Here is a 14,909-nt window from a genome sequence, read left to right on the forward strand (position 1 = left end):
ACATGAATCTAGACGAATGCCGTGGAGTCTGGATCTTCATTGAACAAAATGACGGAGAGATTGAAGGTGTTTCACTGGAATTACTTGGAGCAGGAAGAAAGCTTGCTGATAAATTACAAGTACCATTGGCAGGCTTCCTACTGGGTTACGGAATCAAAGGTTTAGCTAATCAAGTCATCGCTTATGGTGCTGACATTGTTTACCTAATCGATCATCCTGTATTGGAAAATTACCGTACAGAGTCCTATATGAAAGGTGTCATTTACCTAGCGGAGAAATATAAGCCGGAAATTATTCTCTACGGGGCAACACCAAATGGAAAAGATTTAGCAAGTGCAGTTGCAACAGACTTGGTAACAGGATTAACCGCCGATACAACCATGCTGGATGTGGATGTAGAAAATAGATTGCTGGAAGCAAGCCGTCCGGCATTTGGCGGTAACATTATGGCGACCATTCTTTGTAAAAAGCACCGTCCTCAAATGGCAACTGTCCGGCCAAAGGTGATGAAAGCCTTGGAGCTAGATGAAGAAAGACCCGGGAAAATAATTGAAGAGAAAATATCACTAAATGAAGAGGAAATGAGAACAAAAGTACTGCAAATTGTGAATGATGTAACAAAAAAGGCTAATTTGGCTGATGCTCATGTCATTGTGTGCGGTGGAAAGGGAATGGGCGATCCTCAGAATTTTCAGCTGATTTATGAATTGGCAGAAACAATCGGTGCAAGTGTCGGCGGAACAAGGGATGTGGTAGAAGCCGGGTGGCTGCCACATGAGCAACAGGTGGGACAGACTGGTGAAACGGTTACACCGAAAATCTATTTTGCCATCGCTTTATCAGGAGCGATTCAACACGTTGTTGGCATGAAGAATTCAGATTTAATCATTGCCATCAATAAAGATCCGAATGCACCCATTTTTGATGTCGCCACATACGGAATTGTCGGAGACGCTTTAGAAATTGTCCCTAAATTAATCGATCAATTTAAGAAACTGACAGCTGAAAAAGGCGGTGAAATGAGCTATGTCTGAGAAATTTGATGTGATTGTGGTTGGGGCTGGTCCTGCAGGTACATCTTGTGCTTTAACTTGTGCCAGGAATGGCTTAAATGTCCTCCTTATTGAAAGAGGAGAGTACCCGGGAGCGAAGAACGTAATGGGCGGTGTCTTGTACCGCAAGCAAATGGAAGAATTAATTCCTGAATTTTGGAAAGAAGCACCGCTTGAACGTCCTGTGATCGAGCAGCGTTTTTGGATGATGGATAAGGAATCAGTTGTCCAATTTGGCTACAAAGGTCTAGAATGGGCGGTTGAACCATATAATAATTTCACCGTATTAAGGGCGCAATTTGACCAGTGGTTTGCTAAAAAGGCTGTGGATGCAGGTGCTCTATTAATCAATGAAACGGTTGTAACAGAGTGTTTAGTAGAAAACGGCAAGGTCGTGGGTGTCCGTACAGATCGTCCTGATGGTGAAGTATATGCTGATGTTGTCGTTTTAGCTGATGGAGTTAACTCCCTTCTTTCGAAACAGCTTGGTTTTCACAAAGAATATCGTCCAGATGAAGTAGCCTTGACAGTCATGGAAGTCATCAATATGCCAAAGGACAAAATTAACGACCGCTTTAACGTTGAAGATAACCAAGGTGTAACGATTGAAATTTTTGGCGACTCAACCAAAGGCAACCTTGGAACAGCTTTCCTTTATACCAACAAAGAAAGCTTAAATATTGGAGTAGGAACTACTCTTTCAAGCATGATTAAGGCCAAATTGAAACCTTATGAGCTATTAGATTATCTGAAAAATCACCCGATGGTAAAACCATTAATTTCTGGGGGAGAGTCAGCTGAATATTTAGCGCATTTAATTCCAGAAGGCGGTTTTCGCTCTGTACCTAAAGTGGCTGGAAATGGTGTTGTCGTGGTAGGAGATGCTGCTCAACTAGTGAATGCTATTCATCGTGAAGGTTCGAACATGGCAATGCATTCCGGAAAATTGGCTGCAGAAGCCGTTATACAAGCGAAGCAACGCGGAGATTTTAGTGAGTCCAGCTTAAACAGCTACAGGGAGGCACTGTATGGCAGTTTCATCATGAAGGATTTAGAGAAATATAAGGATGCTACCCATACATTTGAAAAATATCCGCAATACTTTAATGATTATGTACCAATGATGAATAAGGCAATGAGCAAATTCTTCACAGTAGATGGAACACCAAAACGCGACAAACAGAAACAAATTATAAAGAGTGTAACGGGAGAAAAAGGAACACTTCGTGTGTTACAAGATATTTATCGAGCTTGGAAGGCGGTGAAATAATGTCAACGAAGAATCTTGAGGAAAAGCAATATCTTCTTCGGTTTAAGTGTGATACAAAATCCCATTTGACGGTTCTTGACCATGACATTTGCATGACAAAATGCCCTGATAAGCTTTGTACCGTTTTCTGCCCAGCTGAGGTTTACAAATGGGAAGGAACACGGATGCAGGTAGGATATGAAGGCTGCCATGAATGCGGCAGCTGCCGGATCGGCTGTCCGTACCAAAATATTAAGTGGGAATATCCAAAGGGTGGACATGGAATTGTCTTCCGATTAGCATAATAATGAATAAAAAAGAAAAGACGATAAAACGATCGTCTTTTCTTTTTGCAGCTAATAAAAGATTAGTTTAGTATAAAAACAACAAATAGGTTTAAAAGGGTTAAAAAATTAAATATTTAGAAAATAAGGATTTAACATTTCTCATTTATATGTTTTGGTAGTAAGATAGAAATAGAAATTTTATAAAATAAGGAGATTGTAATGAGTCAACATCAAGCTGTGGCATCTGCTAAAAAGCCGATTTCCACTGAAACTACCATCTTTAGAATCCTTTTGATGATCGGTCTGTGCCATTTACTAAATGATTCCATTCAAGCAGTTGTTCCGGCTATGTTTCCGATCCTTGAAAAGTCTAAAGGCTTATCATTTACACAACTCGGAATTATTGCCTTTGCTCTTAATATGGTTTCATCAGTGATGCAGCCCGTTATCGGGATATTTACAGACAAAAGACCAAGACCATATGCTTTGCCGATAGGTCTTTCATTGACATTTATAGGTGTGCTTGGGATTGGATTTGCTCCAAATTATGGGCTGATTATTCTTGCCGTCATATTTATTGGTCTTGGATCGGCAATATTTCATCCGGAGGGCTCAAGAGTAGCCCATATGGCTGCTGGAAGCCGCAGAGGACTTGCCCAATCCATCTATCAGGTAGGGGGAAATACAGGCCAGGCGCTGGCGCCGATGATTACCGCTCTGATATTAGTACCACTTGGACAAATTGGCGCATCCTGGTTTTCTATAGCTGCAGCCCTTGCCGTTGTCATATTAATATATATTGCCAATTGGTATCAACAAAAACTACTTGCATCATCATATAAACAGAAGAAAAGTAAACATGCTGGTGTCAAACAAAATGGTGTCTCGAAGGATATAAAGAAAGCATTAGCACTGATCCTGCTATTTATTTTTGCAAGATCATGGTATGTTTCAGGAATGACCAATTTTTATGCGTTTTATGGGATTAAAGAATACGCTCTTTCTATCAAGGATTCACAACTTTTCTTATTTGCGTTCTTAGTTTCGGGAGCTTTTGGCACCTTTTTTGGCGGGCCATTGGCAGACCGCTTTGGGAAAAAAACAATGATTACCTTTTCCATGGTGGCGGCATTGCCTTTCTCATTGTTTATTCCGCATGCTTCACCCGTTTTAGCTTTCATTTTCCTTGTTATTACCGGTTTTATTATTATGACTAGTTTTTCCGTAACAGTTGTATATGCTCAAGAATTAGTTCCTGGGAAGATTGGGTTAATGTCTGGATTGACTGTGGGACTAGCGTTTGGTATGGGAGCCATTGGTTCTGTGGGGCTGGGGTATATTGCTGACTCTATAGGGCTTCATTCTATGATTACATGGCTTGGAATATTGCCGCTGTTCGGTTTCGCTGCCTTTCTACTCCCTTCTGATCGCGAACTGCAAAATGAGGCAAAAGAAAGATAAAAGGATGGGCATGCCCATCCTCTTATCAAATGGTTTGGATCCGCAGGAGTAATTCTGCTTTTTCTTCCTGGCTCAACATTCTTTCTGCCATTGGGAATAAAACATTTTCTTCCTTTGCGAAATGTTCAGTTAATATAAAATAAGCATTTTGAATATATTGTGCCAGTTCTTTTCTTTTAGCATTTGTTAAGCAATCATGCTGCTCCACTTGAGAAAGGAATGTGCTAATGTTTAATTTTGCCTGGTCGTGCTCATATTCCATAGCAGCAATTGGTCCTATGGAAGTTCCTATATAGACACCCATCATTGGAAAAAGAACGCCTTCTTCTCGTTCTGAATGCTTGTCAAGATGATCCTTAAACTCCTTAACTTTTATGATTAATTCTCCAAAAGTTGTTTCTGTCTCAACTTCTTCGTCAATTTTTTGTGTTAGTGAGTATAAACCATCCAGTTCTTGTAATAAAGGGGGATGCTCGTTTTTTAATTGTTTGAGACCCGCAGAAAGTTCAACTCCCTGATTACCGCCAAACGCACTCATGCACTCGCTCATCTTTTGTCACCTCAGTGTTATTATCTGATTCAAGTATAAAAACAATCTACATCTCATGTAGTGACCTATATCACATAAAATAAAATCCCTTAAATATGGAAAAGGAATTGACAATTTTATGAAAAAAACGCCTAATTAAAAAAATATTAACATTTATCACACAATAATGGTTTCAAAGTTTCATATAATATAGATAAGGCGAATGTGCCAAAATTATGAAAATAGGGAGGTTAAAAAATGAGAACCCCAAATTATCATGATTTTTATCAAGTGGCGTTAGTACCGATTGGAATCAATGACTTGCTGGCATTAAAGGAATCAGCTGCATATTGTCCTAATTCTGCCTTCACACATTGGCTAATTGCCGTAGAAGGGGTACAGCTCCCGCAGAAAAAAATATACTTCCAATGGAAAGTGAGCGTCTATCCTGCAACCTATGGACAGGATTTCAATTGGAAAAAACCGTATTATTGCTCTGCAAATATGGAGCTTATGGATCAAGCACTAGCCTTAGCTTCCTCGCTAACGGCAGCAAGTAAGAAAGATCAGCTTTCCTCCGAAACATATTTAGAGAAAATCAGCTAATGCCATTAAAATCCGTATCTTTTGCTTCACCTTCTTTTTGTTATAATTTGTGAAAAAACATACATATAGAAATAATAAAAAAACGAGACCATATTAGTCTCGTCATATATGAGCCAGAGGGAGTGATATTTCAACTTCTGTACCGATAGCTTCGATGCTATTTACCTGAATGCTCCCCCCGAAGGAATGGATAATTCGCTGGCAAATAACCAAACCAAGTCCGGTTCCTGTCTCTTTAGAAGTGTAAAATGGTCGGAAAATTTCCGCTAATTGTGCTTTAGATATCCCCTTACCGCTGTCCTTAATTTTTATCATACAAACATCTGACCGCTTTTCGAGTGTAATCTGAATCACACCTGAATTCTCGATTGATTCAAAGGCATTTTTTGTTATGTTTAAAATGACTTGTTTGATTTGGTCTTTTACACATGAGACAATCACGGGTTCAGAAGGTAGTTCCCATTTGCATTCGGTATTAAGTGAGTTTCCTTCTAATTCAATTAGTGGCCTTAATTCATTTAATGCCTCTGCGATATTAATATGGCCAGTTGATTGGGCAGTAGGTTTGCCTAGTATTAGAAACTCGCTGACGATTTCATTTATTCTCTGCAGCTCGGTATTGATGACATCAAAGTAATAACGGTCAGCAGCATCCGTATATTTTTCTCTTAACAGCTGTATCAGTCCTTTTACACCTGTTAATGGGTTGCGAATTTCATGAGCAGTACTTGCCGCTAAAGTACCGATCAATTCAAGTTTTTGAATTTCATTTTCTTTGCGTTCCTTTTTCGTTTGAATTCTTAATAGAATATATTTAAAAAGTAAATAGATAATATGTGTGATTACGAGAAAAATAAGGATGGATTGTATGAATAATGCTATCATATCATTTCCGTCTTGCTTCGCTATTTTCACTTTAATATTCCATGGAAGACTATCCATTGGTGAAGAAACCCATTGAAGTTTATCTTCTATATCCTGCTTGTTAACATTTAGCTCCAAAATAGGTTTTTGCTTATCGTTTTCAACATATAGTTTTGCGTCTGGGGTGAGCACGTTCATCAGGTTTCTCATATAATCAATTCGCAGATCAGCCACTAGAATCGCTTTTACATTGCGGTTGTCATCGAGGACAGGAGTGGCTATTCCTAAAATGTCTTGATTATTTTTAACGGTTTCCACATAATCGGAAATAATCGTATCTTTTGTTTTAATTGCATCATGTATATAAGATAAGCTGGATGATTGAACACCTTTTCGTAAATTGTCGGTTCCAGTTAATACTCTGCCGCGATTGTCAAGTAAATAAAGCCCTCCGTATCGTGGATCATTCTGCTTAACTTGCTTTAACAATGGCTCCATTTTATCGGGGGAATCAAGATTTCCTTGTACAGCGTAGGAAAGAATTTTTAAGCTGGTGATCGTTTCGTTGAAGAATTGATCCCAGTTCTTTTGGTAGATGGATGCAACCCATAAAGCATCATTCTTCTTTTGTAGGTTCTTTTCTTTTACAATTTTATTAAAATAATATGTACAAAAAATAATAGCAGGAATGATGACTACAAGAGAATAGATGAGAAAATTGCCTTTATATTTTTTCATTTTGTATACCTCGATATTTCACAGTTAATACTATATATATTTATTGTTCACTATTTGAATAATTTTTTCCTGCTTTTTCTTTTGGTAAATTGACAGCAAACGATAATTTTTTTATAATAATTTTGAAATCGAGATAATTTTAGTGACAATTTTTAAAAGGATGAAAAATACGATGGAAAACGATTCAATTGCAATTTCTTTAAAATTGTTTATTGTCCTTTCAAGGGCCTATAAAGCAATAAATGAACATGTGAATAAAGTCATACAAGCTAATGGGTTAAATCCGACGGAATTTGCTGTACTTGAACTGTTGTATCATAAGGGGGATCAGCCATTACAGCAAATTGGCGGTAAAATTCTGCTTGCCAGCGGAAGTATTACTTATGTAGTGGATAAGCTGGAACAAAAAGGGTTATTAAAACGAATTGCTTGTCCAAAAGACCGCCGCGTCACCTATGCACAGATTTCAGATGAAGGGAAACAATTAATCCAGGACATTTTCCCTGACCATGCTAAGCAAATCGATACCTTAATGTCGAGCCTGAACGATTCGGAAAAGTTAGAAGCAATCAACTTATTGAAAAAATTGGGTATCCCAGCGGGGAAATTTTAATACGGCCATCGGTCGTATTTTTTTTATTAAAGGAATATGAATAGGTATTGTCGAAATGTTTATAACTGATATTAAAGGAGGATGTTTCCATGGGGTTTGAGAATTATACATATGTTCGCCCGGATCTGGACGAAGTTCGAAGAAGATTTGATGAGACACTTGAACGGTTTCAACAAGCTTCATCAGCTGCAGAACAATGTAATGCAATGGATGAAATCAACCAATTAAGAAATCATTTGGATACGATGTTTAATCTTGTGTATATTCGTCATTCTATTGATACAAATGATGATTTTTATAAACAGGAGCAGGATTATATAGATGAACTCCAGCCTGAGGTTGAGGGGCTAGTGACGAAATACTATCAGGCGTTAACAAATTCCAAATTCCGTGATGATCTTGAAGCAAAATGGGGGATCCAGCTGTTTGCTCTTGCAGAAGGACAGCTAAAGACGTTTAAACCGGAAATTGTTCCATTGCTGCAAAAGGAAAATCGGTTATCAACTGAATATACGAAACTGATAGCTTCTGCCAAGATCCAATTTGAAGGGGAAGAAAGGACGCTTGCTCAGATGGGTCCATTTGCCCAGTCTACTGATCGGGAAATGAGGAAAAAAGCAAATGAAGCCAGCAACGGTTTTTTTGCAGAGCATGAGTCAGAATTAGACAGGATTTTTGATGATCTCGTTAAAGTAAGAACGGAGATTGCGAACAAGCTTGGCTATGAAAATTTCGTGGAACTTGGATATTACCGTATGATGCGTACAGATTACAATGCAGAAATGGTCGCAAATTTCCGCAGGCAGATCAAAGACTCGATTGTCCCGATTGCGTCTAAGCTAAAGGAACGTCAGCGTAAGCGTCTAAGACTTGATCAATTAAAGTATTATGATGAAGGCTTTATTTTTGAGACAGGTAATGCAGCGCCAAAAGGAAACCCTGAATGGATCATAGCAAATGGGCAGAAAATGTATGAAGAGCTTTCAAAGGAAACTGGGGAATTTTTTCGTTTTATGCAGGAAAATAATTTGATGGACCTTGTGGCTAAAAAGGGCAAAGCCAGTGGCGGCTACTGTACGTTCATTGAAAACCATAAAGCACCGTTTATCTTTTCCAATTTTAATGGTACATCAGGGGATATTGACGTGTTAACACATGAAGCTGGCCACGCTTTTCAGGTATATTTAAGCAGGGAATTTGAAATTCCTGAATACTTTTGGCCAACATATGAAGCTTGTGAGATACACTCAATGAGTATGGAATTTTTCACTTGGCCATGGATGGAGCTATTCTTTAAAGAAGATACTGATAAATATAAGTATTCACATTTGAGCGATGCTTTGATGTTCCTTCCATATGGAGTGTCTGTAGATGAATTTCAGCATTGGGTGTATGAGAATCCGGAAGCAACGCCTAATGATAGGAAGTTAAAGTGGCGAGAAATTGAAAAGAAGTATTTGCCACATAAAGACTATGATGGGAATGAGTATTTAGAAAATGGCGGCTATTGGCAGCGTCAAGGCCATATTTACAATTCTCCTTTTTATTATATTGATTATACATTAGCTCAAATTTGTGCTTTTCAATTCTGGAAACGTTCACGTGAAGACCGCGAGGCGGCATGGGCTGATTATGTGAATTTATGCAAGCTTGGAGGAAGTTTGTCCTTTACAAAGCTTGTTGCAGCAGCAAATCTAATATCTCCATTTGAAAATGGCTGTGTGGAATCGGTTGCCGGTGAAATTGAAAAATGGTTAGTCTCAATTAATGATAAAGCTTTATAAAAGAAGGATAAAAGCGAAGCCATAAAAGAGCGGCTTCGCTTTTATCCTTTATTTAATACCAGCTATTTAACAGCAGCAACTTCAGAAGTAACGGATAATTCATCGTCTACTAAAACAGCAGTTAATGTTCTTGCATCTGGCTCATCCAAGATAAAATCAGCAATTTTGTCTTCAAGCTGCTCTTGAATTGTTCGGCGCAAAGGTCTTGCGCCAAATGCTGGATGATAGCCTAATTCAGCTAATTTTTCTTTCACCTCTTCTGAGAAGGTTAAATCAATATTTTGTTCCTTTAATGTTTCTTTCAATTCATTCAACATGAGGTCAACAATTTTTAAGATATGCTTTTGATCTAGTGAGTGGAATTCGATAATGCTGTCTATGCGGTTTAAGAATTCCGGTTTAAAGAACCCGCCAAGTGAATCAAGAATACTTGATTCTTCTACTGCTTCACTCGTGCCAAAACCGACATGAATCGATTTTTGCGCTACACCTGCATTACTTGTCATGATGATAACCGTGTCTTTAAAGCTTATAACTCGACCCTGACTGTCAGTAAGACGTCCGTCTTCCAAAATTTGCAGGAACATATGCTGTACATCTGGATGTGCCTTTTCAATTTCATCCAATAGGATGATGCTATACGGATTTCGGCGAACTTTTTCTGTAAGCTGTCCTGCTTCATCGTGGCCGACATAGCCTGGAGGGGAACCAATTAATTTTGAGACACTGTGTTTTTCCATGTATTCACTCATATCAAGACGAATCATAGAATCCTTGGAGCCGAATAATTCCTCAGCCAGTGTTTTGGTTAATTCTGTTTTCCCTACGCCCGTCGGACCAACAAACAGGAAGGAACCAATTGGGCGATTTTTCGCTTTTAAACCGGCTCGGCTGCGGCGAATCGCCTTCGCAATTTTTCGCACTGCTTTTTCTTGACCAATGACTTTTTTATTTAAATTTTCTTCCAGCAGTTTCATTTTCAACTGTTCATCCTGCTGAAGCTTTCCAACAGGAATCCCAGTTTTTTGTTCAATAATTTCTTGAATATGGGAAACCGTAACAATTGGTCTTTGTGCACTGGATTCATAATTTAATGTTTTTTCCAGTTTAACTTCCTCATCACGAAGTTTGGCTGCTTTTTCATATGCTTCATTCTTAAGTGCCTCTTCCTTTTCAGCAGCAATTTCTTTTAGACGTGCTTCGAGGTGAATCATATTTGTGTCATCAGTAGTAAGATTTAATTTGGAACCTGCTTCATCCAATAGATCAATGGCTTTATCAGGCAAGAAGCGGTCCTGAATATAGCGTTGTGATAAAGTTACACATGCACGAATGGCTTCTTCAGAATAAGAAACATCATGATAGTCTTCATATTTCTTTTGAATGCCGGTTAAAATTTCAATGGCAGCCTCTGTTGAAGGCTCTTGCACATGCACTGGCTGGAATCTTCTTTCCAGTGCAGAATCCTTTTCAATTTGGCGGTATTCTTTTAATGTTGTGGCCCCGACAACCTGCAATTCACCGCGGGCAAGTGCTGGTTTTAAAATGTTGCCTGCATCCATTGAGCCTTCTGCTGAACCGGCACCAACTAGTAAATGGATTTCATCAATAAATAAAACAATATTTTTACGTTTTTGTAATTCCGCGATTAGTTGCTTCATTCGTTCCTCAAATTGACCGCGGATGCCGGTATTGGCTACAAGCGTGGCAACATCAAGTAAATAAACCTCTTTATTTTGAAGTTTCCCTGGTACGTCTCCTTCGGATATTTTTAAGGCAAGTCCTTCGGCAATTGCTGTTTTTCCCACACCAGGTTCACCAATTAAAACCGGATTATTTTTATTTCGGCGGTTTAAAATTTCAATGACACGTCTTATTTCTTCATCACGTCCGACTACCGGATCAATAAGACCGGCTTTTGCCATGTGTGTCAAGTTACGGCCAAAGTGGTCGATAATGCCGTTAGAATGATTTCTTTCAGCTTGCGGTGTCATTTGACCTTTCGTATTTGAACCTTGTGGTAAGATACTCTGAGTTTGGAAAAGGTCACTAAAAGGAAAATTTTGAAACGGATTCATGTTCATTCCAGATCCTAGTGATTGTTTCTCTTTTATATAACATTCGTGACATAGTTTCATTTCTTTACGTTGACCATTCACATTTAAATTTAATTGAACATTAACTTGTTTTTGATTGCATTTTTGACAAAGCATGTTAAATAACCTCCTTGTTATTTGCTTTTATCATTTTGACTTTGACTAACTTTGACCTTAGTATACTCTGACCTTTTTTGACTTTCAAGTCATACGCTTTGGTAATTTTTGTTGATTAAAAGGAAACTCCGTTAGCTAAAATCATCCAATAACTTTACATGCAAAAGGAAAAAAGCTCGTCTTTGTTTGTCCAGATTCTCATATATTGGAGATAAGGGGGAGATGATGTGAAAAGGAATTGGAATCAGGCCTTTCAAATTGCAGCAGTCTATGTCGGGACTGTGGTTGGAGCAGGATTCGCCACTGGAAAAGAAATCGTCGAATTTTTTTCGCGATTTGGTTTCTTTGGCTTAATTAGTATATTGATGAGCGGGTATCTTTTTGTGATGATCGGTTCCAAGTTAATGAGAATGGCAGCACAAATTAACGCTAAATCTTATCAGGAATTTAATGAGCATTTATTTGGTAAATGGCCATCACGGATTATTAATATTGTTATGCTTTTTATGTTATTAGGAGTTAGTGCAGTGATGTTGTCAGGGGCAGGAGCAGTATTTGAGGAGCAGCTGGGACTGCCCAAAAATGTTGGAGTGATTTTAACGATCATTCTTTCTTATTTGGTCATGATGCTTGGGACGAAAGGTCTATTTGCCGTCAATACTTTTGTTGTACCGCTAATGATCAGCTTTAGTTTAATATTAATGATTTTATCATTAAGAATGCCAAACTTTCTTCAACAGTTGCTGTATATTCCACATGCAGATGACGGGTGGAAGAGTGTGATTTCCCCATTTTCATATGCAGCCTTAAATTTGGGGCTTGCACAGGCAGTATTAGTACCTGTCGCAACAGAAGTTAAAGATGATTGGACAATTAAATGGGGAGGGATTCTGGGAGGACTTGGATTAACACTTATTTTGCTTGCTAGTCATTTTACTTTAATCATGCTGCCAGACGTTGAAAATTATGAAATACCGATGGCAATCATAATGAAAAATCTGGCTCCATTTTTCTATTGGATTTTTGTAATGGTGATTTATGGTGAAATATTTACTTCTGTCATAGGAAATGTCTTTGGACTTGACAGACAGCTTCAGCAATATAAGCCGGTTCCAGCAATACTCTCAGTAACGGCTATTTTTGCGTGCTCTTATCTCATAAGTCTAGTAAATTACGGGACTCTTCTTTCCTATTTATATCCATTGTTTGGATATATTTGCATAATCTTTTTTGTCTTATTGTGGATGAAACCTTTTATGCCAAATGAAACGAAATAAAGAAGGCAGCTGTCAGAATGAACAGCTGCCTTCTTTATTTGATCGGCATGATAATAAATATCATGATGTCAAAAATGATATGCGATACGATGATCAGCGGCATACTCTTTTTCCAATAATATAAGGCTCCCCAGACCAATCCGGAAATGAACGAGGCCAATACCAATATGAAAGAGCCAGAATAAATATTGGACAAGGCATACAATAACGCTCCAGCTGCTATGCTTGTGAACGGCTTAAAGTAGTTCAACAGTCTTTTTTGGACAAAACCGCGCCAAAAAAGTTCTTCTCCTGGCGCTGCCACTAAAATGAGCCCCAGGTATTCAAAAAATAAACTTGGAGAATACAGGTGATAGAGCCGGGTAACGCTATTTTCGATCGGAAAATGATAAATGATTTTGTTACCAAGCCAAAAAGTTGTATATAAAAGCAGACCGGATATTATTCCAAAGAATAAATACTTCGTAAAAGATGCTTCATCATCAACTTTTCCCTGAAACAAAGAATAAATAATTAAAACTAAAATAGAAGCAGTAAAAATATACCAAAAAATATCCTGCTCTTGAAAAGAATAAAATAATAGTAATTGTGCAATAATTACCCCTGCTATTAAGCGGAAATCCATCAGGAGATTCTTCATTAAATGTAAACCCCTTTAACTGAAATAAAACTTATTATACCAAAAAATTTTTGAAATGACCCATAAAACATTCTTTTCATTTTTGCGATAAGAAATGGAAAATGAGAAAAAATAAACGGGAAGGGAGTGAAAACCATGAGTAAATCACAAAGCCAGCATGAAAGAGAGTGGACAGTCAGAAAGCAGGATCAAAATCCACATGGTAAAGTAAAATCGCTTAAGCAGCTGTCTAAAGAGACGAAGCAAGGTCAGTAACTTTGTAAATGAAAATAAAAGAAAAGGCAGAAAAATATCTGCCTTTTCTAATTTAAAGCGTTTTCTTTTATGATACGATAATTCTTATGATTGACTACTGTACGCTGATCCAACTCTAAATCGCGATAATTATCCATATAAGTTAGGTCAACGATGACAGAGTTTTCATTAACTTTCTCAACAATTCCTTGCAGCCCGCCCCGGAATTCAATGATATTGCCCACTTCTGCTTTCTTCAATTCTCTCTCTCCTTTGTCTGGCAAACTATTAATTCCATTTAAATAACAGTTTGCACTACTTTTCATCATTCGTAAAGATTTTTATTTGACAATTTAAAGAATTTTATTGAAAATTTGATAAAATATATGAGCTAGAGGAAAAAGTAATGCATGCGCTTTCAAAAAAAGAGATTGCAGATGAAAAAATGAATGCTATAGAAGTTTATAAGGAAAGGCGGAAGGACCATGAATAAGGAAATAGTTGATGATATTTTAAATAGGCTTATGACAGGTGAGCTGTCTGAATACTATGTTAAAAATGAGGACTTTATGATTTTTCGGGATGTATTGGTTAATAGAAAGGACTTCAAGCATTTTCGGGGAATTGGTCAGCGCGGCGGAGATGTTTTATATCAATATTTAAAAGAACCAAGAAGCTAAAATGGCTGTATAAGCTTAATGGAAAGGTACGAATAGAATGGAACAGAAAATTTTACCTGCCTCTGCGAATTTAAAAGAATTTGAGCGGTTTTTAAAAAGTCCCTATGAAATTGGCGTTTTTTTAGATATGCATATTGCTCAATTGAAAAATATTAGCAAGATGGCGAATGAGCATGGGAAGAAAATGATTTACCATGTTGATTTAATTCATGGTATGAAAAACGATGAGTACGCTACAGAATATATTTGCCAGGAATTCAAACCTTTTGGCCTTATTTCAACAAAATCAGGGGTTATTCATAAAGCCAAACAAAAAGGGGTCATTGCTGTCCAGAGAATTTTTTTAATTGACAGTCATGCCCTTGAAAAAAGCTTCAAGCTGATTGAAAAAACGCAGCCAGATTATATTGAAGTGTTGCCAGGCGCTATGCCATGGATGATCGCTGAGGTAAAGGAGCGTGTCAGTACGCCTATATTTGCCGGAGGATTAATTCGTACCAAGGATGAAGTGAAGGCTGCATTAAAGGCAGGTGCGGAGGCCATCACGACATCTAAAAAAGAGCTATGGGACTTTTTTGATCTAAGTTAATATGTTTATCCCGTTTTTTATATTTAAAAAGAAGTAAAACAACGCTTCCAAAATGTATGATTTGTGATATAATACACTTAAGTTAATAAATGG

At 37.8% G+C, this 14,909-nt stretch carries 16 protein-coding genes; 11 read left to right on the forward strand and 5 right to left on the reverse strand.

The genetic code is table 11. The features are described from left to right. The first annotated feature begins 2 nt into the window (after window positions 1-2). From HPT25_RS15040 to HPT25_RS15055, 4 genes are all read left to right on the forward strand, one after another. Window positions 3-1,034: an electron transfer flavoprotein subunit alpha/FixB family protein gene (locus HPT25_RS15040; protein WP_173065686.1), complete on the forward strand. Its 1,032-nt coding sequence runs from the start codon at window positions 3-5 to the stop codon at window positions 1,032-1,034. Continuing rightward, entirely contained in the window at window positions 1,027-2,322 is a 1,296-nt protein-coding gene (locus HPT25_RS15045) for an FAD-dependent oxidoreductase (protein ID WP_173065689.1), read from the forward strand. The genes HPT25_RS15040 and HPT25_RS15045 overlap by 8 nt, the downstream gene beginning before the upstream one ends. After that, window positions 2,322-2,606, forward strand: a complete 285-nt coding sequence (locus tag HPT25_RS15050; protein ID WP_173065692.1) for a ferredoxin family protein — start codon at window positions 2,322-2,324, stop codon at window positions 2,604-2,606. Before HPT25_RS15045 ends, HPT25_RS15050 begins: the two co-directional genes overlap by 1 nt. Before the next feature lie 201 nt (window positions 2,607-2,807). Then, window positions 2,808-4,049, forward strand: a complete 1,242-nt coding sequence (locus HPT25_RS15055; protein ID WP_173065695.1) for an MFS transporter — start codon at window positions 2,808-2,810, stop codon at window positions 4,047-4,049. Between the two features lie 25 nt (window positions 4,050-4,074). Here HPT25_RS15055 and HPT25_RS15060 read toward each other — a convergent pair whose 3' ends face one another. After that, entirely contained in the window at window positions 4,075-4,599 is a 525-nt protein-coding gene (locus tag HPT25_RS15060; protein WP_246277198.1) for a hemerythrin domain-containing protein, read from the reverse strand. A gap of 237 nt (window positions 4,600-4,836) precedes the next feature. Here HPT25_RS15060 and HPT25_RS15065 point away from each other — a divergent pair, with 237 nt between their 5' ends. Beyond that, window positions 4,837-5,184, forward strand: coding sequence for a hypothetical protein (locus tag HPT25_RS15065; RefSeq protein ID WP_173065698.1), 348 nt, complete (start codon window positions 4,837-4,839; stop codon window positions 5,182-5,184). Between the two features lie 102 nt (window positions 5,185-5,286). Here the strand turns inward: HPT25_RS15065 and HPT25_RS15070 are convergent, their stop codons facing one another. Next, window positions 5,287-6,786: an ATP-binding protein gene (locus HPT25_RS15070; RefSeq protein ID WP_173065701.1), complete on the reverse strand. Its 1,500-nt coding sequence runs from the start codon at window positions 6,784-6,786 to the stop codon at window positions 5,287-5,289. Between the two features lie 172 nt (window positions 6,787-6,958). On the opposite strand from HPT25_RS15070, the gene HPT25_RS15075 reads away from it, so the two are divergent. Together HPT25_RS15075 and HPT25_RS15080 are read left to right on the forward strand one after the other, a co-directional pair. Further along, entirely contained in the window at window positions 6,959-7,399 is a 441-nt protein-coding gene (locus HPT25_RS15075; RefSeq protein WP_173065704.1) for a MarR family winged helix-turn-helix transcriptional regulator, read from the forward strand. A gap of 89 nt (window positions 7,400-7,488) precedes the next feature. After that, the gene (locus tag HPT25_RS15080; RefSeq protein WP_173065707.1) at window positions 7,489-9,183 is read left to right on the forward strand and encodes a M3 family oligoendopeptidase; all 1,695 of its coding nucleotides are present in this window, start codon (window positions 7,489-7,491) and stop codon (window positions 9,181-9,183) included. Between the two features lie 62 nt (window positions 9,184-9,245). Here HPT25_RS15080 and HPT25_RS15085 read toward each other — a convergent pair whose 3' ends face one another. Further along, window positions 9,246-11,396: an ATP-dependent Clp protease ATP-binding subunit gene (locus HPT25_RS15085; protein ID WP_173065710.1), complete on the reverse strand. Its 2,151-nt coding sequence runs from the start codon at window positions 11,394-11,396 to the stop codon at window positions 9,246-9,248. 227 nt (window positions 11,397-11,623) lie between these two features. Here HPT25_RS15085 and HPT25_RS15090 point away from each other — a divergent pair, with 227 nt between their 5' ends. Next, on the forward strand, window positions 11,624-12,673 hold the full coding sequence (locus HPT25_RS15090) for a YkvI family membrane protein (protein WP_173065713.1): 1,050 nt from the start codon (window positions 11,624-11,626) through the stop codon (window positions 12,671-12,673). Between the two features lie 34 nt (window positions 12,674-12,707). On the opposite strand, the gene HPT25_RS15095 is transcribed toward HPT25_RS15090, so the two are convergent. After that, complete coding sequence (locus HPT25_RS15095; protein WP_173065716.1) at window positions 12,708-13,313, reverse strand: CPBP family intramembrane glutamic endopeptidase; 606 nt, start codon at window positions 13,311-13,313, stop codon at window positions 12,708-12,710. 135 nt (window positions 13,314-13,448) lie between these two features. Between HPT25_RS15095 and HPT25_RS28730 the strand changes: the two genes are divergently transcribed. After that, on the forward strand, window positions 13,449-13,568 hold the full coding sequence (locus HPT25_RS28730; RefSeq protein ID WP_246277199.1) for a DUF6254 family protein: 120 nt from the start codon (window positions 13,449-13,451) through the stop codon (window positions 13,566-13,568). A 47-nt stretch (window positions 13,569-13,615) separates the two neighbouring features. Here the strand turns inward: HPT25_RS28730 and HPT25_RS15100 are convergent, their stop codons facing one another. Next, window positions 13,616-13,807: a YkvS family protein gene (locus HPT25_RS15100; RefSeq protein ID WP_173065719.1), complete on the reverse strand. Its 192-nt coding sequence runs from the start codon at window positions 13,805-13,807 to the stop codon at window positions 13,616-13,618. A 225-nt stretch (window positions 13,808-14,032) separates the two neighbouring features. Between HPT25_RS15100 and ykzS the strand changes: the two genes are divergently transcribed. Continuing rightward, window positions 14,033-14,227 (forward strand): protein YkzS, encoded by a 195-nt coding sequence (gene ykzS, locus HPT25_RS15105; protein WP_173065722.1) that lies wholly within the window; start codon window positions 14,033-14,035, stop codon window positions 14,225-14,227. 37 nt (window positions 14,228-14,264) lie between these two features. Further along, window positions 14,265-14,816: a glycerol-3-phosphate responsive antiterminator gene (locus tag HPT25_RS15110; protein ID WP_173065724.1), complete on the forward strand. Its 552-nt coding sequence runs from the start codon at window positions 14,265-14,267 to the stop codon at window positions 14,814-14,816. Window positions 14,817-14,909 lie beyond the last annotated feature (93 nt).

It is taken from the genome of Neobacillus endophyticus, from assembly GCF_013248975.1.
Taxonomy (GTDB): domain Bacteria; phylum Bacillota; class Bacilli; order Bacillales; family Cytobacillaceae; genus Neobacillus; species Neobacillus endophyticus.

Bases quoted from the DNA above. Each gene is read 5' to 3' on its own strand.
- HPT25_RS15075 (WP_173065704.1), top strand. From the start codon at position 6,959: ATGGAAAACGATTCAATTGCAATTTCTTTAAAATTGTTTATTGTCCTT.
- HPT25_RS15050 (WP_173065692.1), top strand. From the start codon at position 2,322: ATGTCAACGAAGAATCTTGAGGAAAAGCAATATCTTCTTCGGTTTAAG.
- HPT25_RS15055 (WP_173065695.1), top strand. From the start codon at position 2,808: ATGAGTCAACATCAAGCTGTGGCATCTGCTAAAAAGCCGATTTCCACT.
- HPT25_RS15060 (WP_246277198.1), bottom strand. From the start codon at position 4,599: ATGAGCGAGTGCATGAGTGCGTTTGGCGGTAATCAGGGAGTTGAACTT.
- HPT25_RS15095 (WP_173065716.1), bottom strand. From the start codon at position 13,313: ATGAAGAATCTCCTGATGGATTTCCGCTTAATAGCAGGGGTAATTATT.
- HPT25_RS15080 (WP_173065707.1), top strand. From the start codon at position 7,489: ATGGGGTTTGAGAATTATACATATGTTCGCCCGGATCTGGACGAAGTT.
- HPT25_RS15040 (WP_173065686.1), top strand. From the start codon at position 3: ATGAATCTAGACGAATGCCGTGGAGTCTGGATCTTCATTGAACAAAAT.
- HPT25_RS15045 (WP_173065689.1), top strand. From the start codon at position 1,027: ATGTCTGAGAAATTTGATGTGATTGTGGTTGGGGCTGGTCCTGCAGGT.
- HPT25_RS15065 (WP_173065698.1), top strand. From the start codon at position 4,837: ATGAGAACCCCAAATTATCATGATTTTTATCAAGTGGCGTTAGTACCG.
- ykzS (WP_173065722.1), top strand. From the start codon at position 14,033: ATGAATAAGGAAATAGTTGATGATATTTTAAATAGGCTTATGACAGGT.
- HPT25_RS28730 (WP_246277199.1), top strand. From the start codon at position 13,449: ATGAGTAAATCACAAAGCCAGCATGAAAGAGAGTGGACAGTCAGAAAG.
- HPT25_RS15110 (WP_173065724.1), top strand. From the start codon at position 14,265: ATGGAACAGAAAATTTTACCTGCCTCTGCGAATTTAAAAGAATTTGAG.
- HPT25_RS15070 (WP_173065701.1), bottom strand. From the start codon at position 6,786: ATGAAAAAATATAAAGGCAATTTTCTCATCTATTCTCTTGTAGTCATC.
- HPT25_RS15085 (WP_173065710.1), bottom strand. From the start codon at position 11,396: ATGCTTTGTCAAAAATGCAATCAAAAACAAGTTAATGTTCAATTAAAT.